This window comes from Streptomyces sp. NPDC058773, assembly GCF_042746015.1.
GTDB lineage: Bacteria > Actinomycetota > Actinomycetes > Streptomycetales > Streptomycetaceae > Streptomyces.
Genome location: NZ_JBHYPE010000029.1, coordinates 19,097 through 41,345 on the forward strand (window position 1 = coordinate 19,097; position 22,249 = coordinate 41,345).

The window sequence follows — 22,249 nt, forward strand, 5'->3', positions numbered from 1 at the left end:
GGCGAACGCGGGGCGCGCTCCGGGCGTATCCCGTACCCGCCCAGATAGCCGGTCACCGTCCGCAGCGGCGGCACCCGCTTCAGCAGCCGCACCGGCACCGGCAGCCGGCCGCCGTCGAGCGTGCCGGCCAGTGCGGAGCGGATCATCGTGTGCTCGGCCCGCTGCGAGCTCTGCATCACGGCCACCGGCAGCTGCCGCCGCTTCTGCACCCGGGCCAGATCGGTCACTCCGGCCGTGCCGCGGCGCAGCGGCCCCGCCAGGATGCGGGCCGCGGCGACCGCGTCCTGGAGCGCGAGGTTGACCCCGACGCCGCCGACCGGCGACATGGTGTGCGCCGCGTCCCCGAGGCACAGCAGCCCGTGCCGGTACCAGCGGCGCAGCCGCCCGAAGGTGACCTCCAGCAGCTTGACGTCGTCCCAGGAAGCGATCCCGCCGGTCACCTCGTCGCCCCAGCCGAACAGCGCCCCCAGCCGGTCCCGCAGCCACTGGACGTCCCGGGCGCGCAGCTCCGCGTCCCGGCCCTTCCCGATCAGATACGAGGTCTGGAAGTACGTACCCCGGTCCATGGTGACCGCGACCTGGCCGTCGCCGAAGTGCGCGAAGACCCGGCCGGAGAGACGGTCGGCACGGGCATCCGCCCTGCTCGGACGCAGTTGAGAGCTGGGGGGAGCGTCCACCCGCACCTGCCAGACGTCCATCGGCACCTCGAACTGCCGCTGCCGGAGCCCGGCGGCCCGCCGTACCGCAGAGTGCCGCCCGTCGCAGGCGACCGTCAGATCCGCGGCCAGCTCGCCGGGTTTGCCCTGCGCGTCGGTGAACCGCACCCCGGTCACCCGGCCGCCCTCGGTGCGCAGTCCGGTGACCGTGGTGCGCATCCGCAGGGTGAAGTGCGGCTCCTCGGCGGCCGTGGTCGCCAGCAGATCGAGGAAGTCCCACTGCGGGACCATGGCGAAGTACTTGTGCCGGCCGGGGATGCGCCGCATATCGGTCAGCACGACCGTGGTGCCGCCGATCTGTGCCCGCATCTCCTCCAGCCTGGCGAACGGCAGCCGTGCGAAGGCGGCGCCGAGGCCGAGTTCGTCCAGCAGCCGCAGGGTCGACGGATGGACGGTGTCGCCGCGGAAGTCCCGCAGGAAGTCGGCGTGCTTCTCCAGGACGGTCACCTCGATCCCGGCGCGTGCCAGCAGCAGTCCGAGCATCATTCCCGCGGGCCCGCCGCCCACGATGCAGCAGGTGGTGCGGTCCGTCGTCCGGTGCGATGCCCGGTCCAGGCCAGTGCCCATGTCTGTGCCCCCTCCTCGCGTACGCATGCGATGGCGACCGGTGCGGACACCGAAACGCGTCTGACCGATCGGTCAGTAATCTAACCGATCGGTCAGTCGTCGTGAATGCCGCCCCCGCGTCAGCCCGCGGGGCGCTGCAGCACCAGCTCCCGGAGCACGTCCTCCATCGTCACGAGCCCGGTCAGCCGCCCGTCGTCGCCGATCACCGCGGCCAGATGCGTACTGGACCCGCGCATCGCGGTCAGCACGTCGTCCAGCAGCGTCGAGGCCTTCACCCGGGCGATCGGGCGCAGCGCGGAGACCGGGAACGGCAGCGTGCGGGGGCTGACGTCCAGGGCGTCCTTGACGTGCAGATAGCCGAGGATGCGCCGGGTGTCGTCGACCACGGGGAAGCGGGAGAAGCCCGAATCGGCAGCCAGTCCCTCCAGCTCCTCGGCGGTGATCCCCATCCGTGCCGAAACCACCTTCTCGACCGGCAGTACCACGTCCCGGACGGGGCGGCGGCCCAGCTCCAGTGCGTCGCGCAACCGCTCCTGTGCCCGCTCGTCGAGCAGACCGGCCGCCCGGGAATCCTCGACCATCTTCGCGAGCTGGTCGTCCGAGAACGTCGCGGCCACCTCGTCCTTGGTCTCCACCCGCATCAGCTTGAGCAGCCCGTTCGCCAGCGCGTTGATCGCGAAGATCGCCGGGCGCAGCGCCCGGGTGAGGGCGACCAGCGGCGGTCCGAGCATCAGGGCGCTGCGCACCGGCTCGGCCAGCGCGACATTCTTCGGCACCATCTCGCCCAGGAGCATGTGCAGATACGTCGCCAGCGCCAGCGCGATCACGAACGAGATCGGGTGGGTCAGTGCGACCGGGATGCCCACTGCATGGAACACCGGCTCCAGGAGATGGGCGATGGCCGGCTCGGCGACCGCGCCCAGCACCAGGGTGCACAGGGTGATGCCCAGCTGGGCCGCCGCGAGCAGGGCCGAGACATGCTGCAGACCCCACAGCACGCTGGTCGCCCGGCGGTCACCCTGCTCGGCGTACGGCTCGATCTGGCTGCGGCGCACCGAGATCAGGGCGAACTCGGCGCCCACGAAGAAGGCGTTCACGACCAGGGTCAGCAGACCCACGAAGAGCTGGAGGGCGGTCATCGGCCGGCCTCCGTCTCGTGCTCGTCGGTGCTGCCCGGCAGCGGGGCGTGCAGCAGCACGCGCGCCGCGCGGTGGCCGGCGGCGTCCAGGACATCCATCGACCAGCCGGCCACCTCCAGGGTGTCGCCGGCTTCGGGTATCCGGCCCAGCTCGGTGGCGATCAGGCCGGCCAGGGTCTCGTACGGGCCGTCCGGGAGCCGCAGGCCGATCCGCTCCAGCTGGTCGGTGCGGGCGGCGCCGTCGGCCTGGTAGGCCTTGCGGCCTTCCGCGTCGGCACCGGCCGGCGCCAGGTCGGGGGTCTCCAGCGGGTCGTGCTCGTCGCGGACCTCGCCGACCACTTCCTCGACGATGTCCTCCAGCGTCACCACACCGGCCGTGCCGCCGTACTCGTCGATGACCACGGCCATCGTGCGCCGGCCGGAGAGCCGGTCGAGCAGCCGGTCCACGGTCAGCGTGGTGGGCACCAGCAGCGGTTCGCGCACCATCTCGGAGACCGGATGGCGGGGGCGCCGCTCGGCCGGGATGGTCAGTACGTCCTTGATGTGCGCCACCCCGACGACGCTGTCCGGGCTGCCACGGTAGACGGGGAAACGGGACAGCCCGGTCGCCCGGGTCGCGTTGGCCACGTCCTCCGCGGTGGACTGCACCTCCAGCGCGATCATCTGCACCCGCGGCGTCATGACGTTCTCCGCGGTCAGCTCGGCGAGGCTGAGGGTGCGGACGAACAGCTCGGCGGTGTCGGCCTCCAGTGCGCCTTCCCTGGCGGAGTGCCGCGCCAGCGCCACCAGCTCCTGCGGCCCGCGGGCCGAGGCCAGCTCCTCGGCGGGCTCCAGGCCCATCCGGCGGACCGTGCGGTTGGCGGTGTTGTTGAGATGCCGGATCAGCGGCCGGAAGGCGGCGCTGAAACCGCGCTGGGCGGTGGCGACCTTCTTCGAGATGCCCAGCGGGTTGGAGATCGCCCAGTTCTTCGGGACCAGCTCGCCGACGACCATCAGGACGACCGTGGAGATCGCCGTGCCGAGGACCAGGGCCAGCGAGTTCGCCACCGAGCGCGGCAGGCCCAGCGCGTCCAGCGGCCCCGCCAGCAGGGTGGCGATGGCCGGTTTGGACAGCATGCCGATGACCAGGCCGGTGACGGTGATGCCGAGCTGTGCCCCGGAGAGCTGGAAGGTGAGACCGCGGACCGCCTTGAGGGCGCTGTCCGCGCCCCGCTCGCCGCGCTCGGCGGCGCGCTCGAGTTCGCTGCGCTCGACGGTCGTCAGCGAGAACTCGGCCGCGACGAAGACACCACAGGCCAGGGTCAGGAGGAGCGCCACACCCAGAAAGAGCAGGTCGGTCATCGAGTCACCTCCGTCCCATGATCGAACAGGATCGGGAGGTTCGCGCTCTGTCGGCAGGATGATCGACAACTGGGAGGCTCGCCCATGGCTGGACGCTCACACACCTTTCACTGAGGAGGAGGAACACCATGGTAAAGGATCGGCAAAGTGGCTGGGGGTGAAGAGCCCGCCCCGGGTCGGGACGGGCTCGTGTCCTGCGGACGGTGGTGACGCGCTCTCCGGACGGCGCGCTCAGCCGTCGAGGTGTTTGACCCAGCGGCTCCACTGCGGCTCGGGCGCGTAACCGGCCGCGCGCCACGCATGCTGCGCCGACTCGTTGCGGTCCAGCACCATCGCGTCACCGCGCCGGCCGCCCAGCGCACGGAACCGCTCCTCGGCCGCCGCCAGCAGGGCGCCACCGATGCCCTGCCTCCGGTGGCCGGGGTGGACGGCCAGCCGGTAGAGGTGACAGCGCCAGCCGTCGAAGCCGGCGATCACCGTGCCCACCAGCGCACCGTCCCGCTCGGCCAGCAGCAGCGACTCCGGGTCCCGGGCCACCAGCCGGGCCACCCCGTCGCTGTCGTCGCTGATGCTGGTGCCCTCGGCGGCGGATTTCCAGAAGGCCAGTACGGCATCGAGATCGGCCGGCGTCCCGGCCCGCACCTGAAGATCGTCCATACCGGGATCCCATCAGCGGGCGGCGCCGGGCGTCGAACGGATTTCACTCCGTGGGCCCCCGCCGCCCGGCGCCGCCCTCAGCTGCCCGCGAGTTCCGTCACCACCGGCGCCAACGCCTCCAGGAACGGTTCCAGCACGGTGATGTAGGAGAACCCGAACCGCTCACGGTGCTCCCGCAGTTGCCCGGCGATCTCGACGGCGTGCCGATCAGCGGTCGCCGTCGACCACGGCCGGCCGACGCCTCATCGAACCATGATCCGTTCGAACGGCGGTGGATGCAGCGGCAGTTGCGTCGTACGGGCGGTCCGGGGTGTCGCCGTGTGCACGGTGAGCCCCGCCCGACCGCGTACTCCGCACCGAAATGGAGATCCGGGGGAGACCTGATCTTGGTCATTGACCTCGTGGCCGGGGTGCCCGAGACTGCGTCCAGCCCCCCTCGTCGGCCGCCGCCCCACCGGTCCTCCGGCAGTTCCCCGCTGCCCGCCGCCGGTTGGCCGTCCCGTCACCCACCTGCCCGCGAGCCCGCGCGGGCCAGCCACGAGGAGGCCGCCGTGACCGATCGGTACGGAGCCGCGCAGCCCGCCGCGGTCGGACCCCACCCCGTCGACGAGGCGCCGGAGCACCCACGGCACGGGAGTACCCGTGCGCTGTTCACCCTCGGCTTCGGCACCCATACCGCCCCCATGGCGCTGGTCACCGGCGCGATCTCGGTGCAGGTGTGCCATCAGCCGCTGTGGTCGGGCGTCCTGGCGGTGCTCCTCGGGCAATTGCTCGGCGGAGCGTTCCCGGTACCGGACCGGGCGCCGGGGCTCCGTCTTCCCCGGCTGTCACGAAGCCGAAGCCGGTCCGGCTCGCCGGGCGCCGTGCCGGGCCTGGCCGTCGCGACCGTCCTGTACGTGGTGTTCTTCGCCGCTCACCTCGTGCTCGCCGGGAAGTCACTGCAGGTCCTCGCGCCCGGCCTGCCGGTCGGCACGGGCATCCTGCTCGGTGCCGCCGGCTCCGTGGTGCTCTGCCTGCTCGGCCACCGCCGCGCCCTCGGTAGGGCGGCTGCGGTGGCCCTCGGCCTCGGCGTCGTGGGCGGCCTCGCGCTGCTCGTGGTCCGGGGCCTGCCCGGCGACTTCCTCACCCGGGGCGGCTTCACCTTCGCCGGCTGGCTGGCGATCGTCGCGCTCAGCGCCCTGTGGCGGCCGGCCCTTTCCGCGTACGCCGTGGACCCCGTGCAGTTGCCGGACCGGACCGTCCGCACCCCCGGCGCCTTCTGGGCGACGTATGCGGGCTGCTGCCTGGGCTCCCTGCTGCCCTTCCTGGCCGGTGCGATGGCCGCACCGGCCTGGTCCGGGCCGGTCACCGCCGCCGGATTCGGCGCCGTGGCGGGGGCGTTCGGGCCGGTGCTGCTGGTGCTCTTCCTCTTCAGCGTGCTCGGCGGCACTGTGCTCAACCTCTACGGGGCGGTGCAGGCGACGCTCGTCATCGGGCAGACACTCCGGTCCCGTTGGCGGTCCCGGGCCTGGGCCCGTGGCGCGGTCGGCGCCCTCGTGCTGACCGGCGGGCCGGCCCTCGCCCTCGGTCTGGCCGGGGACTTCGTGACGCGCTTCGGGGCTCTGGCCCTGGCGCTGCTGGCCGTGCTGACGCCCTGGGCCGCGATCACCCTCGGCGATATCGCTCTGCGGCGGTACGGCGGTCAGGCCTCCGATGAGCTCTGCGCCCCGGACGCGGGCCACTACGGCCGCTTCGCCCCGGTCGCGGCGGGCTCGTACGCCGTGGGCCTCGGCGTCCAGATTCCGTTCCTCACCCCCGGTCTGTACCCGGGCCCGGAGGGCGCGTCATTCGGAGGCGCGGAGCTGTCCTGGCTCGTCGGGCTGACCGTGACCGTGCCGCTGTACTCCCTGTGGGCGCGGTCCCGGCGGCAGTGCGAGGATGCGGTGCTCGGCATGCGCGAGCAGGCCGCCCGCATTCTCGACCCGCTCCGGCCCCTGTACCCCGAGGACGTACGCGGTTTCGCGGACACCCGTTAGGCGTGCCGGTACCGGCGGACCGGCCCCACCCCGATTCCGGCTTACCGCACCGCGATTACCGGCTTCCCGCCCAGGCACAGAAATTCTGTGCCTGGGCCTCAATTTCCTTTCTCTGCCCCCTCGCGAAAAGGCGGAGCGGCATCCTACGGACGTTCCGGCCGATACGCGAATCGCCACCGGATCTCAGGTACAAGTTCCTTTGTGCCGAAGGTGTTCCGAGGGTGATACCCAACCAACTCCCGCAATTCACCGAATCCGATGCGCACCGGTCCCCTCAACTCCCCTATTCCAAGGGGGTATTGGGTTTTCTGGCGGGATGGGTGAGGGGCGGGCGTGGAGCCATCTGTCTTTCAAGGAGGGCTGAAAACGGTCATGTTGCATGATTCCGGCCGCGTTTGGAGCGTGTAGGTGCAACTTCGGCCGACTTTCGTGGCTGGAATGCTTTGTTACGGTGACCCCTGTTCTCGGAAAGGCAGTTCGGGTGACCGGACGTGCCTCCGGTCAGTGGCGGGCGCTTTCGTGTGCCCGCCGCTTTCCGTTCCGGCATTCCCCCATGGAGACGATTTAGTTGAACGTGAAACTCTCTTCGGTGAAGCGCGAGGTGCGCGGCACGCACCGGCGCAGGGCCCGGATGATTCCGGTCGGCATTCTGGCCTCGGTCGGTGTCCTCGGCGGATCGCTGGCCGTGTTCAACTCGCAGGACAACGCGAAGGCAAATGAAGCCTTCCCCCAGGCTTCGCACCCCGCCACCCCCAAGGCAACGACGGGCGACCGGCCCCCGGTCCCCGCGCCCAGGGCCACCGAGTCGGGGAACACCAAAGTCGACCGTTATGAGGCGGAGATCAACCGGCTGGTCAACAAGGCCCGGGTCGAGCACGGCTGTGAACCGCTGCGCCGCGACCCCCGCCTGGACCGGGCCGCCCGGCTGCACAGCCAGGACAGCGCCCGCCACAGCCACTACTCGCACACCTCCACCGACGGCAAGGACCCCAAGGAGCGGATGGAGGCGCAGGGGTACAACGACGCCTCGGCGGAGAACATCGACGCCTGGCCGACGACTCCCCAGGGCGCGTTCGACGCCTGGATGCACAGCCCCGGCCACCGGGCCAACATCCTCGGCTGCCGCTCCAAGGCCACCGGCATAGGTGTCGCCATGGGCGGCAAGCACCGGGCCTACTGGACCCAGGACTTCGGCTACAAGTAGAGCCGGACCAGGGGTGCCGCCCGCCCGGATGCCGAGTAGCTGGGCAATCGGACGGGCGGCCCCTCTCCGGAACGTCCCCGCCGGGGCCCGCCCCCGTCGCTTGCCGCTGCTAGCGGATGCGCGCTAGCTTTAAGGGGTGGCGAAGACGCAGCTGAACGTGCGGGTGGACGAAGCCACTGCCGAAGCGGCGCGAGAGCGTGCTCTGCAGCGGGGAGTGAGCATGAACCGCTATATCGAGGAACTCGTCCTCAAGGACGCCGGCGAGGTCGGCCAGACCTTCGTCGAGGCCGCCGCCGACTTCATGAAGCAGTACGAGCGCGTCTTCACCGAGGAATTCGGCCTGCACCCCGGCAGCACCCCTGCCACCCCGGGCACCACCGATCACGAAGGACTGCCGGGCACCACGTGACACTCCGCATCGACCTCGCCTGGCTCCTGCTCATCGCCGAACAGCACACCCCTGGGGACCCCCAGGTCACCGACTGGGGCGCCCTGGTGGCCGCGGTCAGCCGCCATGAAGCCGAGATATTCGGGGTGCCCGTCTACACCGAGCCCCAGGAACGCGCCGCCGCGCTGCTCCAACTCCTGCTCCAGGTACCCGCGTTGGAGGGGGCGAACGCCATGTTCGCGACCGCCGTCGCCTACGGCTACCTCGTCGCCAGCGGACTGAAGGTCACCACCTCCCCCGAGCAGGTCCGCGACCTCGCCCGCCTGGTCAAGGACGGAACGGCCGACGTCCGCGTCATCGCGGACGAGCTGCGCACCTGGACGGTGTGAGGGCCGCCGTGCCCGCGAGCCGGCCCTCGCACGGGCCGCTCAGTCGGCCGGCCGCCGCGCCGAGCCCAGCACCGCCGGGGAGGTCGGCAGGGTGGGCCCGCGCTCCGGCACCGTCAGCCGGCGCACCCGCAGCACCTCGAACCCGGCCGTACGGATCTCGCCCAGCGGGTCCCGGCCGGTGTGACAGCCGCCCATCAGCAGCGGCCAGACCGTCCGGTCCAGCGACCACTGAACCGCCGCCAGCCCCCGCCCCGCGGCCCGCCCGTGCTCGAAGAACCGCAGCTCACCGCCCGGTCGCAGCACCCTCCGCAGCTCCGCCAGGGACCGCTGCACCTCACGCACCGAACACAGCACCAACGACGCCACCGCGATGTCGAACGCCTCGCTCTTGACCGGCAGCGCCTCCGCCACCCCCGGCACCACATCCACCGGCACCTCCGCATGCGCCGCCGCCGACCTGGCCACCTCCCGCAGGGTGGGCTCCGGCTCGATCGCCACCACCTCCGAGACGGTCCCCGGATAGTGGGCGAAATTCAGCCCGGTGCCCGCGCCGACCTCGATGACCCGGCCGCCGGCGCCGGTCAGCAGCTCCTTCCGGAGCGCGGCCACCCCCGCCCGCGCATCGGCGGCCGGACCACAGCAGCTCGCATAGAAACGGGCGAACACCGGATGGTGCACCGTGCCGTGCGGAACTCTTCTGCGCTGCCACATGACGGACCCCTTCGCCGACGATGCCCGCTCCTGGGATCAGTCTCCCCACCGGGCGGGCAGGGAGTCACCGGGAGCCACCCCGTCCGCCGCACGGAAATCCGTACGAGGCCCGGTCGGCCGTCGTACCAGGAGTGTCCTCCCGGCGCGCCCGTCCTCGCTCCGCGCGGCGGTGCCGCGGCCGTAACGGCGTCAGGACGGGATACGGAACGCGTCCGAGCCGCCGAGCGCCGGCGCCAGCCAGTCCGGGGACGCGGCGCGGAAGGCCTCCGGCGCCAGCCCGCCGGAGCCCGCCGGGATCACACCGAGGAGCGGGGCGCCCGCGGCCTCCGGCAGATCCGCCAGATTGCAGCGGGAGGCGAGATCGGGCTCGGCCGGCCAGCTGCCGATGACGACGCCCGGTGAGTCGAGGCCGTACGAGCGCAGGGCCAGCGCGGTCAGCGCGGTGGCGTTGAGGGTGCCCAGGCCTGCCTGGGCGACCACCAGGACGGGGGCGCCGGTCAGCCGCGCGGCGTCGGCGAGGGTATGGCCGTCCGCGTCGAAGCGGACCAGCAGCCCGCCCGCGCCCTCGACCAGCACCAGGTCGTGCGAGGCGGCCAGTTCGGCGGCGGCCGCGGCGATCTCCTTGGGGCCCACCGGCGGCAGCCCGGCCCGCAGTGCGGCCGTGGCCGGCGCCAACGGTTCCGGGAAACGGGCGAGTTCGACGCCGGTGACCGGTCCCGCCAGCCGCTCGACCTCCGCCACATCACCCGGCTCGTCGGTGGTGACCCCGGTCTGGGCCGGCTTGAGCACGGCCACCGAACGGCCCCGGGCGAGCGCCGCCGCGGCGAGCGCGGCCGTGGTCACGGTCTTGCCGATCTCCGTGCCCGTGCCCGTCACGAACAGCACCGACATGGTGTGTCTCCGAATCTGCGCGGCCGGTCCCGCGCGCGGTAGTTGTGCAGGGGGTGCGGTGTGCCCGTAACTCACCGGCACCGGTGGCCAGGCGACGGCGGGGTGCGGACCACCAACCGCCGCCGCCCGTGCGGTCAGCCCTCGCGGGCCGCCGCGCACACCGCGGCGCAGATCCGCGCCACATCGTCGTCGCCGGTGATGTACGGCGGCATGGTGTAGATCAGATCCCGGAACGGGCGCAGCCACACGCCCTCCCGGACCGCCGCCCGGGTCGCGGCCGCCATGTCCACCTCGTGGTCGAGCTGGACGACACCGATCGCGCCGAGCACTCGCACCTCGCGCACCCCGGGGAGGTCCCCGGCCGGCGCCAGCCCGTTCCGCAGTCCGGTCTCGATCCGCTTGACCTCCTGTGCCCAGTCCTGGGACAGCAGCAGTTCGATCGAGGCCTCGGCGACGGCCGCGGCCAGGGGGTTGCCCATGAAGGTGGGGCCGTGCGCCAGCACCGGCAGCGCGCCGCGGGAGATCCCGTCCGCCACCGCCGCCGTGCACAGCGTCGCCGCCAGCGTGAGATACCCGCCGGTCAGCGCCTTGCCGAGGCACATCACATCGGGGGTGACGCCCGCGTGTCCGGCGGCGAACAGCGCGCCCGTACGCCCGAAGCCGGTGGCGATCTCGTCGAAGACGAGCAGCACGTCATGGGCGTCGCAGGCCTCCCGCAGCACCCGCAGATAGCCGGGGGAGTGGAAGGACATCCCGCCCGCGCCCTGCACCACGGGCTCCACGATCACCGCTGCCAGCTCCTCGGCGTGCCGGGCGATCAGCTCGTGCAGCTGGGCCGCGTACGCCTCGTCCGGCGCCGCGTCGAAGCCGGCCGGCGGGGTGTCCGCGAAGACCTGCCGCGGCAGCACCCCCTGCCACAGCTCGTGCATCCCGCCGTCCGGATCGCACACCGACATCGGCTGCCAGGTGTCGCCGTGGTAGCCGCCCCGCCAGGTCAGCAGCCGTTGTTTGCGCGGCTTCCCGAGCGAGCGCCAGTACTGCAGGCACATCTTGACGGCGACCTCGACCGACACCGAACCGGAGTCGGCGAGGAAGACATGCTCCAGCGGCTCCGGGGTGATGTCGACCAGCCGCTTCGCCAGACGGACGGCCGGCTCATGGGTGAGCCCGCCGAACATCACATGGCTCATCCGCCCCAGCTGGCTGCGTGCGGCGTCATTGAGCACCGGGTGGTTGTAGCCGTGTACCGCCGACCACCAGGACGACATGCCGTCCACCAACTCGTCCCGGCCCTCGACCGGTTCGGCCAGCCGGAGCCGGACCCCGGATGCCGACTCCACCAGCAGCGGTGCGGTCCGGCCGGGCATCGGCCCGTACGGATGCCACACATGCTGCCGGTCGAGTGCGAGCAGTTCGCCGGGGGAGAGCGGCTCAGGCATTGGGCGGCAGGTCGGTACCGGCACCGCGGCGGCGCACCGAGACCAGATCACGGCGGTCCTCGTCGGAGGGAGCGGGGACGGCGGCGGGTGCCTCGGCGGCAGCGTCGTCGGTGCACGGTGCGTGCGCATCGCCGCAGCCCGGCCGGCGGTGCTCGGGCAGCGTCGTGGTGTCCGCGCCCTCGACCTCGAAGCCGGCGTCCGCGATCATCGCCAGGTCGTCCTTGCCGGCCTGGCCCTCACTGGTCAGATAGTCGCCGAGGAAGATGGAGTTGACCAGGTGCAGCGCGAGCGGCTGCAGGCTGCGCAGATGGACCTCACGGCCGCCGGCCAGCCGGACCTCGATGTCCGGGCAGACGAACCGCACCATCGCCAGGATGCGCAGGGCGCGCTGCGGGGTGAGGTTCCACTCCTTGGCGAGCGGGGTGCCCTCGAAGGGGATCAGGAAGTTGACCGGAACGGAGTCCGGGTCCAGCTCACGCAGCGCGAAGACCACATCGACGAGGTCGGCGTCGCTCTCGCCCATCCCGGCGATCAGACCGGAACAGGCGGACATACCGGCCGCCTGGGCCTGCTGGACGGTCGACACCCGGTCCGAGAAGTCGTGTGTGGTGCAGATGTCGCCGTATGTGGCTTCCGAGGTGTTGAGGTTGTGGTTGTACGCATCGGCGCCCGCCGCGCGCAGCCGGCCGGCCTGGCCGTCGGAGAGCAGACCGAGACAGGCGCAGACCTCCACGCCCTCGTTCTGCTCCTTGATGGCGGAGATGGTCTCCGAAACGCGGTCCACGTCCTTGTCCGTGGGACCCCGGCCGCTGGCCACCAGACAGACCCGCTTGGCGCCGCCGGCCACCCCGGCGGCCGCCGCCTTGGAGGCGTCATCCGGCTTCAGCCAGGTGTACTTGAGGATCTCGGCCTTCGACCCCAGTCGCTGGGAGCAGTAGGAGCAGTCCTCGGGGCACAGACCCGACTTGAGGTTGACGAGATAGTTGAGTTTGACCCGCCGCCCGAACCACTGGCGGCGCACCTTTCCGGCCGCGGCCACGACATCGAGCAGTTCGTCATCGGAGGTCGCCAGCACGGCCAGCGCCTCTTCGCGGGTCGGCAACTCGCGCCGCAGTCCCTTGTCCACCAGTGTGTTCAGCAGGTCCATGGCGTTGATCCTGGCCTACGCCACCGCCCCCGGCCAAGGAGGATTCCCACAATGCCCCCGGATCGAGGTGTGTGTATCACCACACCGTGGCCGTGCGGAACGACCGCTAACGTCTATCGACAGCCCACAATCGAGGCCGAAGGACGAAGGACGCCGATGCCGCAGGACTCCGCCCCGTCGCTGCTCCACGACACCCCGCCGGCGACCCCCGGCGAGCCCACCGCCGCGGCCTTCGACTGGATCGACACGGCCCGCGCCGAACGCCATCGTGCCGGTCTGGTCCGCACGCTGCGCCCCCGCCCCGCCGATTCCCCGCTGCTGGATTTGGCCAGTAACGACTATCTGGGGCTCGCCCGGCACCCCGAGGTCACCCGTGGCGCGGCCGCCGCCGCACACCGCTGGGGCGCCGGCGCGACCGGCTCCCGGCTCGTCACCGGCAGCACCGAGCTGCACGCCGAACTGGAGACGGAACTCGCCGCGTTCTGCGGCTTCGAGGCCGCTTTGGTGCTGTCGTCCGGTTATGCCGCGAACCTCGCCGCCGTCACCGCGCTGACCGCCCCCGGCACCCTGGTCGTCTCCGACGCCGGCAACCACGCCTCCCTCATCGACGGCTGCCGGCTCTCCCGGGCCCGTACCGAAGTGGCCCCGCACGCCGACCCGGAGGCCGTGCGCGCCGCGCTGACCGGCCACGACGGCCGGGCGATCGCCGTGACCGACACGGTCTTCTCGGTCGACGGCGACGCCGCGCCGCTTCCCGCCCTCGCCGAGGCCTGCCGGGCGGCGGGCGCCGCACTGCTCGTCGACGACGCCCACGGCCTGGGGGTCCTGGGCGACGGGGGCCGCGGTGCGCCGTGGGCCGCCGGTCTCGCCGGGGACGGCGACGTGGTGACCACCGTGACGCTCTCCAAGTCGCTCGGCTCCCAGGGCGGTGCGGTGCTCGGCCCGGCCCGGGTCATCGAGCATCTGGTCAACACCGCCCGGTCGTTCATCTTCGACACCGGCCTCGCCCCGGCGGCGGCGGGTGGTGCACTGACCGCGCTGCGGCTGCTGCGCCGCGAACCGCAGCGCGCCGCCCGCGCCGGACAGGTCGCCCGGGAACTGCACGACCGGCTCACCGCGGCGGGACTGGCCGCGGTCCGGCCGGACGCCGCGGTGGTCTCGGTCCGCGCCCCCTCACCGGAGGCGGCGGTCCGCTGGGCCGCCGACTGCCGTGCGGCCGGACTCGCGGTCGGCTGCTTCCGCCCGCCGTCCGTGCCCGACGGGATCTCCCGGCTGCGGCTGACGGCCCGGGCGGACCTGACGGACGCCCAGCTCGACACGGCGGTCGGCACGATCGTGGCCACGGCGCCGGCGGCCTGACGCGTACGACGTTCCGGCCGGCACGTACGACATCCCGGCTGACGGGTATGCCCCGGCCGGCGCTCGCGTGCCTGGGCGTCGGCCGCCGTCGGACCGGTCCCGCGCATCCGGAATCCGGTGACGCAGCTCCCACATCCGGTCGCGCACAGCGGGGTTCACCGCAACGAGCGATAGAACCCCGTATATGTGGGTGGATCGGGTACCCCATCGACGGCAGGGGTGGCAGTCTGGCGGCCAGCATCAGGCCGAGGCCGCACCGGTGTCCGGAGCGGCATCCAGGCTCGCCGGTCAACGGGCCGGAGCCGGGCCTCGGCGGGAAAGGGACGGCGCCTCGATGGCAGACCACCAGGAATCCGCACTGACTCTGCCGAGCGTCCCCGCCTCGGTCCGCACCGCCCGCGGCCATGTCCTCGCCGTGCTCACCGAATGGGGTCTGCCCGCCGGTTCCGAACTCGCCGATGCCGTCCGTCTGATCATCTCCGAACTCGCCACCAACGCGGTCGTGCACACCTTCGGCCGGTCTCCGGACTTCACCGTCGAACTGCGTCTGGAGCGCGACGAACTGCTGCGGGTCGGCATCACCGACAGCCATCCCCGCCGCCCGCGCCGGCTGCCCGCCGCGGTCCAGCAGGACAACGGCCGCGGCCTGGTCATCATCCGCTCCCTCGCCGCGGAGGCCGGCGGCCGCTTCTCGGTCGTCCCCACCGACTCCGGCGGAAAGACCGTCTGGATCACCCTGCCGTGGCCGACCGCCGTCCGCTGAGGGCATCGGCGCACCGGCGGCGGGCTACGGCGTGGGGGAGTGGCGGGTGAAGGCCCCGCGCAGCAGGGCCCGCAGGGTGTCCGCGGCAGGGTTTCCGCCGCCGGGGCGGTAGGCCACCGCGATCCGGCGGCGCAGTTCCGGCGGGTCCAGTCGGCGGATGCCCAGCGGGGTCAACGAGCCCTCCGCCATCATCTCCGGTACCACCGCCACCCCGAGCCCCGCGCTCACCAGCGCACACACCACCGCATAGCTCGGCGACTCACAGCGCACCGCCACACTCGCCCCGGCGGCCGCCAGCGCCGCCTCCACCGCGCGCCGGTTGGGGTTGGCCGGCGCCATGCTGACCAGCGGCTGACCGGCCAGCTCGGCGAGCGGCAGCCGTCCGGCGCCCGCCGACAGGACATGGCCCGGCGCGGTGACCAGCACCAGCTCCTCGGTCAGCAGCGGTTCCAGACTCACCCCGTCCGGCGGCGGCATCGCCTCGCCCGGCACATACTCGTGTGTGAGCGCCAGGTCGACCTCGCCCAGCGCCACCGCCGCGGTGGCCTGCGGAGGTACGTACTCCGTGACGCTCAGCTCCACATCGGGGTGCGCCCGCCGGAACGCGCTGAGCGCGGGCGGCAGCAGATGCGTCCCGGCGGTCATGAACGTGCCGACCCGCAGCCGGCCGCCGGACAGCCCCGTCAGCCGGGACAGCTCGTGCCGCGCCTGATCCAGCTCGTCCAGCACCCGCCGGGCCCGGACGAGGAGCAGCTCACCGGCCGCCGTCAGCCGTGCCCCGCGGTGGTGGCGCACCAGCAGCGCCGTCCCGGCCTCCCGCTCCAGTTTGGCGAGCTGCTGGGAGAGCGCGGGGGCGGTGTAGCCCAGCCGGTCGGCGGCCCTGGAGATCGATCCGGCCTCCGCCACCGCCACCAGAGCGGCCAGCCGCGTGGGGTCGTACATAAGAACCTCTTTAGGCGGCCCAAGAACATTGCCACTACCTATTAAAGGCCCTGACCAGCGAAGCTGCTCCCATGGACGGACAGCTGATCGCCTTCACCGGAGTCGCCGCGGGCATGGTCACCATGCCGGGCGCGGACTTCGCAGTCGTGGTGCGCAACGCGCTCGACTCGCGCCGGGCGGGGGTGGCGACGGCCGTCGGAGTCGCCGGCGGACTGCTGGTGCACACCGCACTGGCGGTGGGCGGGCTCGCGGCGGTCCTGGTCGCCGTGCCCGCGCTCTTCGGGGCCGTCCAACTCCTGGGCGGGCTCTATCTGCTGTACCTCGGCGTCGGCGCGCTGCTCGCGGTCGTCCGGCGCGGGAAGGCGGGCGAGGACGACGCGTCGGGCCCGGCCGCCCCGCCGGCCGACCACCCGCCCGCGCTCCTGAGCACCGCCCAGAGCCTGCGCCAGGGCTTCCTGACCAATGCCCTCAACCCCAAGGCTCCGGTCCTCTTCCTCAGCCTGCTCCCGCAGTTCGTCCCGGCCGGCGAGCCCGCACTGCCCCGGACGCTGCTGCTCGCCACGATGGTCGTCGCCATCGCCCTGGTGTGGTTCCCCGCCGTCGCCCTGCTGGTCGACCGGCTCGGGAACTGGCTGCGCCGCCCCCAGGTCACCCGCACCCTGGAGGGCGTCACCGGAGCACTGCTCACCGCGCTGGGCGGCATCCTGCTCATCGAGCTCGTGCTCGCCTGAACGACGGGCCCGGGACGGCCGCTCAACCGCGGCCGCCGTGCGGCACCATCAGAACCTCGGCGCCCACCGGCACGAACAAGGAACAGCACTCCGGCATCCCGCGGTGACGGCGCGGGCAGCACCGTCACCGATCCGTCCGCGGGCGGGAAGCTTCCGCGCGCCGCGGCCGCCGGCAGCTTGCTCAGTGGCGAACTCACCCGGTCAACTCAACCGGGCCCACTGACAATTGATCACACGTAGGACGAACTACCGATCAGCCCACCCGGCCGTACGAGACCGACCGGCTCCAGATCCGCTCCAGCCGCACCACGCTTCCGGCCTTGGGCGCGTGCCACATCTGGCCGCGGCCCGCGTAGATGCCGACGTGGTAAATGCCGCCTGCGGAACGGAAGAAGACCAGGTCGCCGCGGCGGCGCAGGGTGGCCGGGATGTGCCGGGTGCGGCCGTACTGCGCGGCGGCGGTGCGCGGGAGATCCCGTCCGGCGCGCTTGAACGAGTACAGCGTCAGCCCCGAACAGTCGAAGGCGTGCGGCCCTTGGGCTCCGTACCGGTAGGGAGCACCGCTCTTGGAGGCCGCGATCTGGAGTGCGTAGGTGGAAACGGACGCGGCGTCGGCGCTCCCGGCCGTTCCCTGGGCCGCGGTTGTCCCGCCCAAGGTGACCAGCGTCAGAGCGGTGACGGTGCCGGCACGCGCCAGCAGATTCGGCGTCTGCATGCGCACAGTCATGCGCAAACCCTTCGTCAGCCGCCTGCGAAGGAAGACCTGTCGGGTTCGGGCAGGCGAAGATGCCCGGCCGTGCGTACGGCTTCACCCCAAGGAGTCTCGGCCCTGAGGCCGGGACCCCGTCCTGCTCGGGTCCTCCGCTCCCGCCGGTCCACAACGTCGACCTGACATCCGGTACGGCGGCGGGATTAGGCGCCCGTCCGGACCGCCCCGTCGCTGTGGCGGGGTCTTGCCGTCGAAGGGATCGTCACGCACCCGCCACCTGAATTCCGAGCTGAAAATGCCGTATGTGAGATGGGTCACATTTCGCCTGAATGGTTAGATTTGTTCCCTCAAGTGCCGTGGCGCGGGGTGTCGCACCCCTGGGACCAGGGGCGAAACATCAAAGGTCCCAGGAATTGTGTTCGCCCCGCGCAATTCGTCGCCTCCTCACATCGGGCCCGGACGCTACGCCGTATGCGCAGCCCGGTACGCGTGTCGGGTCAGTTGTCCGCGGGTGGCGGCACGGTCACGAGGCCGGCCCGGCGCTCACCGTCCAGTACCCGCAGCGCCCGCGCCAAGGTCTCCCCGTGCAGCTCGCTCTCGCCGCGGTTGTGCATCACCGTCAACGCGTCACGCAGCGCGGCGGCCTTGGTGACCAGTGCCTGGGCGGCGCGCAGTCCGGTGTACGTGCCGCTGTTGCGGGCCGGGTTGATCCTGCCCAGCAGGTCGAGTACCTCCAGGTAACGGTCGATCAGCTCGCCCTCGGCACGCGTCAGGGCGGGCAGCGGCGGCAGTTCCGGCGGAAGCATCCGGACTCACCGCGCGCCGAGTTGGGCAACGGGTTGCTTGCGCTGCCGGGTGAGTCCGTCGATCAGGCCGTACTCCTGGGCGGCGGGGGCGTCGAAGATCTTGTCGCGTTCGATGTCGGCGGCGATCCGCTCCCGCGGCTGGCCGGTGTGCTCGGCCAGCATCCGCTCCAGCATGTCGCGGGTGCGCAGCAGTTCCTCCGCCTCGATCTGCAGATCGGTCGCCTGTCCCTGGACGGGCTCGGGGAGCGACGGCTGGTGGATCAGGATCCGGGCGCCGGGCAGGGCCAGCCGCTTGCCGGGGGTGCCGGCGGCCAGCAGGACCGCGGCGGCGGAGGCGGCCTGGCCCAGGCAGATGGTCTGCACGTCGCACGACACGAAGCGCATCGTGTCGTAGATGGCGGTCATCGCTGTGAACGAGCCGCCGGGGGAGTTGATGTAGAGCGCGATGTCCTGCTCGGGCGCGGCGTGTTCGAGGTGGATGAACTGCGCCATCACGTCGTTGGCGGAGGCGTCGTCGACCGGGGTGCCCAGGAAGATGATGCGCTCGCTCAGCAGCTTGGAGTACGGGTCCATGGTGCGCGTCCCCTGGGACGTGCGCTCGGTGAACTCCGGAAGGACATAACGGGCCGTCGGTGGCAGCATGCCTGCTCCTCTCTTCCGTAAAAAATGTACAGGACGTACGTCCAGTGAGAATAGGACCCGATTCTGGTGATCAAGTCAAATGCACAGGTCAGAGGGGTTTTCTGCTCCTGGCTGAGGGGTGCCTATCTCACATCGCGGTCACCGACGTCCACATTGACGGGGACGTTGAGGGCAGGAATGTGCCACTCCGGATGATGATGGGGTGAGGGGTGTTCGTGGTGCCCGCCTTCCCCCTCATCGCCCGCGAACGGATCACCGTCACCGCCCTCGTTCCCTCCCGGCACTGCTGTGGCTGGAGGCCACGGAATGGGCCGCCGGCGACCTCGACAGCCTCCAGCTCCTCCAGGTGGGCGGCTCCCGGCTCCAGCCCGAGACCGCCCGGCGCATCACCCCGGCCCTCGGCTGCCGGCTCCAGCAGGTCTTCGGCATGGCCAACTGAGGACGGCTGCTACCGCAGCGGCGATCTCGTGGTCGGCTGCCCGGCGGACACCTCGTCGTGGCCGGGCGCCTCAAGGACGTCATCAACCGGGCCGGCGAGAAAGTCCCCGTCGAGGAAGTCGAAAACCACCTGCTCGCCCACCCCGCCCTCCACGACGTGGCCGTCATCGGGCTCCCCGACGCGCAGCTGGGGGAGCGCAGCTGTGCCTGTGTCATCGCCCTCGGCACCCCACCGCCGCGTGCCGACCTGACCGCCTATCTCACCGAACGCGGGCTCGCGGCTTACAAACTCCCCGACGACGTCGTGGTGTTGCCGGCCTTCCCACGCACCGCCCTCGGCAAGGTCGACAAATCGTCCAGGGCATGCCGGTCGTGCGCACCTTCGCCTGGTCTCCGCCACCGCAGGGTGCAGTGCAGCAGCTCGGACGCACCGGTGCCCCCGTGCTCCGCATGAGCACAGGGGCACCGGTGTGCGCACCTTGTGAGTTGCCGGGTTGGGCGGTGCCGTGGCTGCGACCACCGCCCAACCCGGAGCCTGTCATGCCTGCGGCACCAGCTCCGGGTGCTCGTGCTCGCAGGCGTCGTCGATTCCGTACGTGTCCCAGACGGGGAACGGGTCGTCGGAGAGCTGTTCCCCGTCGGCCAGAAGGCAGTCGGCCAAGGCTGCTTGCAGTGCCTCAGCGCGCAACCCGGTGCCGATGAAGACCAGTTCCTGCCCCTGGCTGTCTCCGGTGCCGCGGGCACCGGACGGCTCGAAACGGGCGACCGCTCCGGCCTGCGACCACAAGCCCGTGACGTTCGGGCGGCTGGCCAGCCAGAAGAAGCCCTTGGAACGCAGGATCTGACCGTAGGCGCCGCTGTCCAGCCCCTCCGTGACGAAGGTCCACAGCCGGCCCGGGTGGAACGGCGCACCGGCACGGAAGACCGTGCTGGAGATGCCGTACTCCTCGGTCTCCGGGACATGGTCGCCGTTGATCTCCCGCACCCAGCCGGGGGCCTGTTGTGCCCGCTCCAGGTCGAACAGTCCGGTGCCCAGGATCTCGCCGGGGCTCACCCGGCCGTGCAGTGCGGGCACGATGCGGGCGGCCGGGTTGAGGCGGGCGAGGGTGGCCTCGAGCCGTTCGGCGTTCTCCGCATCGACCAGGTCGATCTTGTTGAGGATGATGACGTCGGCGAACTCGATCTGGTCCATCAGCAGGTCGCTGACGGTGCGTTCGTCGTCCTCGTACTGGTCCAGCCCCCGCTCGGCCAGCCCGTCGCCGCCGGCCAGCTCCGGCAGGAAGTTGGCGGCGTCGACGACGGTGACCATCGTGTCGAGCCTGGCCAGGTCGCCCAGGGTCGCTCCGTCGTCGCGCGGGAAGGCGAAGGTGGCGGCGACGGGCATCGGTTCCGAGATGCCGCTGGACTCGATGAGGAGGTAGTCGAAGCGGCCCTCGCGGGCCAGCCGGTCGACCTCTTCGAGCAGGTCATCGCGCAGCGTGCAGCAGATACAGCCGTTGGTCATCTCGACGAGGCGTTCCTCGGTACGCGAGAGAGCGGCCTCGCCGCCACGCACCAGGCTCGCGTCGATGTTGACCTCACTCATGTCATTGACGATGACCGCGACCCGAAGGCCCTCCCGGTTGGTCAGGACGTGATTGAGCAGAGTGGTCTTGCCGGCGCCCAGGAAGCCCGACAGGACGGTGACGGGCAGTCGGTTGTGCGTCATGCCGTGGTCTCAGCTCTCCGGGCGCAGCAGCCCGCGTTCGTACGCCTTGGCCAGCCGCTGCGGGACGAGGTAGGGGGTGCCGTCGACGGTGACGGGCACGAGCTGCGGGGTGGCCGCCTTCCACTGAGCGCGGCGGTGGCGGGTGTTGCTGCGGGACATCTTCCGCTTGGGTACGGCCATGGCCGACCTCCTGCACGAGTAGGTGACGGGCAAAGCTTATATGAAAATGACTTCCATTTCCAAACTGGCGGGGATGGGCGGCTGCCGGGTCGCACAACCACCTCGGCCCTCTGCCCTGCCACCGTCCGTTCCTCCGTCACCGTCCGGGCCGCGGTGGGGTGTCACCGCTGACGTCCAGGAGCGTGATGCGGCCTCCCCGTTCCGCCACGGCAAGCATGCGCCAGGGGCCGATGGACCAGAGCGGCAGATGGCGCTCGGCCGGTACGGCCGGCTTGCGCCCGCTCTCGCTGAAGACCGGGGCGTGCCGGCCCGAGGTGTCCGCGCACTCGACCGGCCGGGTCGTCGGGCGATGCGTCTCCCACAGCAACGTCTTCCGCTGGTGCGTCGAGCAGACGGCCCAGCGGCCGTCGACGGACAGGTCGCGGGTGGTGCAGATCGCCTTGTCCGCGCGGCGCCTCCGCACCGTCAATCCCACGAGGCAAGGGCACCCGCTCGACCGCCGCTCGTACCCGCCCCGGGTCGGGGAACCGGTATGGCCCCTGCGACACAGGGCTCTTTTTCCCCGGCACCGCCTGGACCTCATCCGGCCCACCGCCGGCGTCGGCGACGCTCGGGGCGAACGCCCGGCGGGCCATGTGCGCCCCGACGCGACGGTTCAGTCCCGCCCGCGCGCTCAGCCGCTCCAACAGCTCCCCGGCGGTTGTGGCTGCGGATTGCAGGGGCCCGGCTCCGAGAGTGCGTTTTTTGCCCAGACAAGTGGTGTGACGCGCATGATGCGCGCGGGGGCCCGGCCTCTTGTCAGACCCCCGTGCCACACTCGCAGTGACTGTACGAGCAGCGGCTCGAACTGCCGCTGCGACAAGGGGGATTGACTTCCATGGGCATGACCATCCATTTCACCGCCGCGACGCTCGAAGAGCTGGACAAGGGCGAGCAGGATCCCGGGTGGGTCGAGGACTTCATCGATGGGCTTTGGGGAGACGGAGAGTTCTCCACGCCGGACCGCCCCTGCGGCGGCCCTGACAAGGCATGGGCGGGCCTGGAGTACCTGCTCGGCCAGGTTGACGATGTGAGCCTCGAATTCCTGATGGACGGGGACATGCTCCTGGAGGACGGCACCCTTTTCGCCTGGCCGCCGGAGCAGGTCGCGAGCCTGGCGAAGCGGCTGCGAGCGCTCCCGTGGGAGCAACTGGCGGTCCATTTCGACCCGGAGAAGATGCTGGCGGAGAACATCTACCCCCGGGTCTGGGACTGCGAGGGCGAACTGGAATGGCTGAAGGACGCGTACGAGGAGGTCGTCACGTTCTTCACCGAAGCGGCCGAGGGGGGATATGGGGCGTTCATGGAGTTCAGCTTCTGAGGATGCGG

24 protein-coding genes, 1 pseudogene and 1 riboswitch are annotated in these 22,249 nt (G+C 71.6%); of the genes and pseudogenes, 10 read left to right on the top strand and 15 right to left on the bottom strand.

From position 1 onward, the window contains the following. Positions 1–65: 65 nt before the first annotated feature. The 4 genes and pseudogenes from ACFW5B_RS23560 to ACFW5B_RS23575 form a co-directional block, all read right to left on the bottom strand. Positions 66–1,310, bottom strand: a pseudogene (locus ACFW5B_RS23560) (FAD-dependent oxidoreductase); the annotation flags it as partial. A gap of 92 nt (positions 1,311–1,402) precedes the next feature. Further along, the gene (locus ACFW5B_RS23565; protein ID WP_386442883.1) at positions 1,403–2,422 is read right to left on the bottom strand and encodes a hemolysin family protein; all 1,020 of its coding nucleotides are present in this window, start codon (positions 2,420–2,422) and stop codon (positions 1,403–1,405) included. After that, entirely contained in the window at positions 2,419–3,762 is a 1,344-nt protein-coding gene (locus ACFW5B_RS23570; protein WP_386442886.1) for a hemolysin family protein, read from the bottom strand. Before ACFW5B_RS23570 ends, ACFW5B_RS23565 begins: the two co-directional genes overlap by 4 nt. 231 nt (positions 3,763–3,993) lie before the next feature. Further along, a complete protein-coding gene (locus tag ACFW5B_RS23575; RefSeq protein ID WP_386442889.1) occupies positions 3,994–4,419 on the bottom strand; it encodes a GNAT family N-acetyltransferase in 426 nt (141 codons plus the stop codon). Between the two features lie 551 nt (positions 4,420–4,970). Here ACFW5B_RS23575 and ACFW5B_RS23580 point away from each other — a divergent pair. The 4 genes from ACFW5B_RS23580 (at position 4,971) to ACFW5B_RS23595 (ending at position 8,415) form a co-directional block, all read left to right on the top strand. Then, positions 4,971–6,434 (top strand): cytosine permease, encoded by a 1,464-nt coding sequence (locus ACFW5B_RS23580; RefSeq protein ID WP_386442892.1) that lies wholly within the window; start codon positions 4,971–4,973, stop codon positions 6,432–6,434. Between the two features lie 574 nt (positions 6,435–7,008). After that, positions 7,009–7,638, top strand: coding sequence for a CAP domain-containing protein (locus tag ACFW5B_RS23585; RefSeq protein WP_386442894.1), 630 nt, complete (start codon positions 7,009–7,011; stop codon positions 7,636–7,638). A 136-nt stretch (positions 7,639–7,774) separates the two neighbouring features. Beyond that, entirely contained in the window at positions 7,775–8,047 is a 273-nt protein-coding gene (locus tag ACFW5B_RS23590; RefSeq protein WP_386442897.1) for a toxin-antitoxin system HicB family antitoxin, read from the top strand. Next, positions 8,044–8,415: a fic family toxin-antitoxin system, toxin component gene (locus ACFW5B_RS23595; protein WP_386442900.1), complete on the top strand. Its 372-nt coding sequence runs from the start codon at positions 8,044–8,046 to the stop codon at positions 8,413–8,415. Before ACFW5B_RS23590 ends, ACFW5B_RS23595 begins: the two co-directional genes overlap by 4 nt. Before the next feature lie 39 nt (positions 8,416–8,454). On the opposite strand, the gene ACFW5B_RS23600 is transcribed toward ACFW5B_RS23595, so the two are convergent. The 4 genes from ACFW5B_RS23600 to bioB form a co-directional block, all read right to left on the bottom strand. Further along, the gene (locus tag ACFW5B_RS23600) at positions 8,455–9,126 is read right to left on the bottom strand and encodes a class I SAM-dependent methyltransferase (protein WP_386442902.1); all 672 of its coding nucleotides are present in this window, start codon (positions 9,124–9,126) and stop codon (positions 8,455–8,457) included. A gap of 189 nt (positions 9,127–9,315) precedes the next feature. Beyond that, positions 9,316–10,032, bottom strand: coding sequence for a dethiobiotin synthase (gene bioD / locus ACFW5B_RS23605; protein ID WP_386443112.1), 717 nt, complete (start codon positions 10,030–10,032; stop codon positions 9,316–9,318). Positions 10,033–10,151: 119 nt separating this feature from the next. After that, positions 10,152–11,456, bottom strand: a complete 1,305-nt coding sequence (locus tag ACFW5B_RS23610; RefSeq protein WP_386442905.1) for an adenosylmethionine--8-amino-7-oxononanoate transaminase — start codon at positions 11,454–11,456, stop codon at positions 10,152–10,154. Further along, positions 11,449–12,603, bottom strand: a complete 1,155-nt coding sequence (bioB, locus tag ACFW5B_RS23615) for a biotin synthase BioB (RefSeq protein ID WP_386442908.1) — start codon at positions 12,601–12,603, stop codon at positions 11,449–11,451. Before bioB ends, ACFW5B_RS23610 begins: the two co-directional genes overlap by 8 nt. Positions 12,604–12,759: 156 nt before the next feature. On the opposite strand from bioB, the gene ACFW5B_RS23620 reads away from it, so the two are divergent. Both ACFW5B_RS23620 and ACFW5B_RS23625 read left to right on the top strand, forming a co-directional pair. Then, positions 12,760–13,962: an 8-amino-7-oxononanoate synthase gene (locus ACFW5B_RS23620; protein WP_386442911.1), complete on the top strand. Its 1,203-nt coding sequence runs from the start codon at positions 12,760–12,762 to the stop codon at positions 13,960–13,962. Between the two features lie 334 nt (positions 13,963–14,296). Beyond that, positions 14,297–14,725 carry an ATP-binding protein gene (locus tag ACFW5B_RS23625; protein ID WP_386442914.1) on the top strand — a complete coding sequence of 143 codons (429 nt, stop codon included), beginning with the start codon at positions 14,297–14,299 and terminating at the stop codon, positions 14,723–14,725. A 24-nt stretch (positions 14,726–14,749) separates the two neighbouring features. Here the strand turns inward: ACFW5B_RS23625 and ACFW5B_RS23630 are convergent, their stop codons facing one another. Next, positions 14,750–15,667, bottom strand: a complete 918-nt coding sequence (locus tag ACFW5B_RS23630; RefSeq protein WP_386442917.1) for a LysR family transcriptional regulator — start codon at positions 15,665–15,667, stop codon at positions 14,750–14,752. 71 nt (positions 15,668–15,738) lie between these two features. On the opposite strand from ACFW5B_RS23630, the gene ACFW5B_RS23635 reads away from it, so the two are divergent. Next, positions 15,739–16,398, top strand: a complete 660-nt coding sequence (locus ACFW5B_RS23635; RefSeq protein WP_386442920.1) for a LysE family translocator — start codon at positions 15,739–15,741, stop codon at positions 16,396–16,398. A 253-nt stretch (positions 16,399–16,651) separates the two neighbouring features. Here the strand turns inward: ACFW5B_RS23635 and ACFW5B_RS23640 are convergent, their stop codons facing one another. The 3 genes from ACFW5B_RS23640 to ACFW5B_RS23650 all read right to left on the bottom strand — a co-directional run bounded on the left by ACFW5B_RS23640 (position 16,652) and on the right by ACFW5B_RS23650 (position 18,555). After that, entirely contained in the window at positions 16,652–17,125 is a 474-nt protein-coding gene (locus tag ACFW5B_RS23640) for a C40 family peptidase (protein ID WP_386442923.1), read from the bottom strand. A 4-nt stretch (positions 17,126–17,129) separates the two neighbouring features. Beyond that, positions 17,130–17,327, bottom strand: a riboswitch (cyclic di-AMP (ydaO/yuaA leader). A 277-nt stretch (positions 17,328–17,604) separates the two neighbouring features. After that, positions 17,605–17,913 (bottom strand): hypothetical protein, encoded by a 309-nt coding sequence (locus ACFW5B_RS23645; RefSeq protein WP_386442926.1) that lies wholly within the window; start codon positions 17,911–17,913, stop codon positions 17,605–17,607. Positions 17,914–17,919: 6 nt separating this feature from the next. Continuing rightward, entirely contained in the window at positions 17,920–18,555 is a 636-nt protein-coding gene (locus ACFW5B_RS23650; protein WP_386442929.1) for an ATP-dependent Clp protease proteolytic subunit, read from the bottom strand. A 202-nt stretch (positions 18,556–18,757) separates the two neighbouring features. On the opposite strand from ACFW5B_RS23650, the gene ACFW5B_RS23655 reads away from it, so the two are divergent. Next, complete coding sequence (locus ACFW5B_RS23655; RefSeq protein ID WP_386442931.1) at positions 18,758–18,994, top strand: hypothetical protein; 237 nt, start codon at positions 18,758–18,760, stop codon at positions 18,992–18,994. 57 nt (positions 18,995–19,051) lie between these two features. Beyond that, complete coding sequence (locus ACFW5B_RS23660; RefSeq protein WP_386442933.1) at positions 19,052–19,447, top strand: hypothetical protein; 396 nt, start codon at positions 19,052–19,054, stop codon at positions 19,445–19,447. 84 nt (positions 19,448–19,531) lie between these two features. On the opposite strand, the gene ACFW5B_RS23665 is transcribed toward ACFW5B_RS23660, so the two are convergent. The 3 genes from ACFW5B_RS23665 to ACFW5B_RS23675 all read right to left on the bottom strand — a co-directional run bounded on the left by ACFW5B_RS23665 (position 19,532) and on the right by ACFW5B_RS23675 (position 21,356). Then, positions 19,532–20,701 carry a GTP-binding protein gene (locus ACFW5B_RS23665; protein WP_386442935.1) on the bottom strand — a complete coding sequence of 390 codons (1,170 nt, stop codon included), beginning with the start codon at positions 20,699–20,701 and terminating at the stop codon, positions 19,532–19,534. A gap of 9 nt (positions 20,702–20,710) precedes the next feature. After that, positions 20,711–20,881: a 50S ribosomal protein L32 gene (gene rpmF / locus ACFW5B_RS23670; protein ID WP_363157731.1), complete on the bottom strand. Its 171-nt coding sequence runs from the start codon at positions 20,879–20,881 to the stop codon at positions 20,711–20,713. A gap of 136 nt (positions 20,882–21,017) precedes the next feature. Further along, positions 21,018–21,356: a hypothetical protein gene (locus tag ACFW5B_RS23675; RefSeq protein ID WP_386442939.1), complete on the bottom strand. Its 339-nt coding sequence runs from the start codon at positions 21,354–21,356 to the stop codon at positions 21,018–21,020. Between the two features lie 402 nt (positions 21,357–21,758). Here ACFW5B_RS23675 and ACFW5B_RS23680 point away from each other — a divergent pair, with 402 nt between their 5' ends. Continuing rightward, on the top strand, positions 21,759–22,241 hold the full coding sequence (locus ACFW5B_RS23680) for a YfbM family protein (RefSeq protein ID WP_386442942.1): 483 nt from the start codon (positions 21,759–21,761) through the stop codon (positions 22,239–22,241). Positions 22,242–22,249: the final 8 nt, after the last annotated feature.

Coding starts and splice junctions, on each gene's coding strand:
- ACFW5B_RS23565 (WP_386442883.1), bottom strand. CDS start 2,422: ATGACCGCCCTCCAGCTCTTCGTGGGTCTGCTGACCCTGGTCGTGAAC.
- ACFW5B_RS23570 (WP_386442886.1), bottom strand. CDS start 3,762: ATGACCGACCTGCTCTTTCTGGGTGTGGCGCTCCTCCTGACCCTGGCC.
- ACFW5B_RS23575 (WP_386442889.1), bottom strand. CDS start 4,419: ATGGACGATCTTCAGGTGCGGGCCGGGACGCCGGCCGATCTCGATGCC.
- ACFW5B_RS23600 (WP_386442902.1), bottom strand. CDS start 9,126: ATGTGGCAGCGCAGAAGAGTTCCGCACGGCACGGTGCACCATCCGGTG.
- ACFW5B_RS23610 (WP_386442905.1), bottom strand. CDS start 11,456: ATGCCTGAGCCGCTCTCCCCCGGCGAACTGCTCGCACTCGACCGGCAG.
- bioB (WP_386442908.1), bottom strand. CDS start 12,603: ATGGACCTGCTGAACACACTGGTGGACAAGGGACTGCGGCGCGAGTTG.
- ACFW5B_RS23620 (WP_386442911.1), top strand. CDS start 12,760: ATGCCGCAGGACTCCGCCCCGTCGCTGCTCCACGACACCCCGCCGGCG.
- ACFW5B_RS23625 (WP_386442914.1), top strand. CDS start 14,297: ATGGCAGACCACCAGGAATCCGCACTGACTCTGCCGAGCGTCCCCGCC.
- ACFW5B_RS23630 (WP_386442917.1), bottom strand. CDS start 15,667: ATGTACGACCCCACGCGGCTGGCCGCTCTGGTGGCGGTGGCGGAGGCC.
- ACFW5B_RS23635 (WP_386442920.1), top strand. CDS start 15,739: ATGGACGGACAGCTGATCGCCTTCACCGGAGTCGCCGCGGGCATGGTC.
- ACFW5B_RS23640 (WP_386442923.1), bottom strand. CDS start 17,125: ATGACTGTGCGCATGCAGACGCCGAATCTGCTGGCGCGTGCCGGCACC.
- ACFW5B_RS23645 (WP_386442926.1), bottom strand. CDS start 17,913: ATGCTTCCGCCGGAACTGCCGCCGCTGCCCGCCCTGACGCGTGCCGAG.
- ACFW5B_RS23650 (WP_386442929.1), bottom strand. CDS start 18,555: ATGCTGCCACCGACGGCCCGTTATGTCCTTCCGGAGTTCACCGAGCGC.
- ACFW5B_RS23665 (WP_386442935.1), bottom strand. CDS start 20,701: ATGACGCACAACCGACTGCCCGTCACCGTCCTGTCGGGCTTCCTGGGC.
- rpmF (WP_363157731.1), bottom strand. CDS start 20,881: ATGGCCGTACCCAAGCGGAAGATGTCCCGCAGCAACACCCGCCACCGC.
- ACFW5B_RS23680 (WP_386442942.1), top strand. CDS start 21,759: ATGGGCATGACCATCCATTTCACCGCCGCGACGCTCGAAGAGCTGGAC.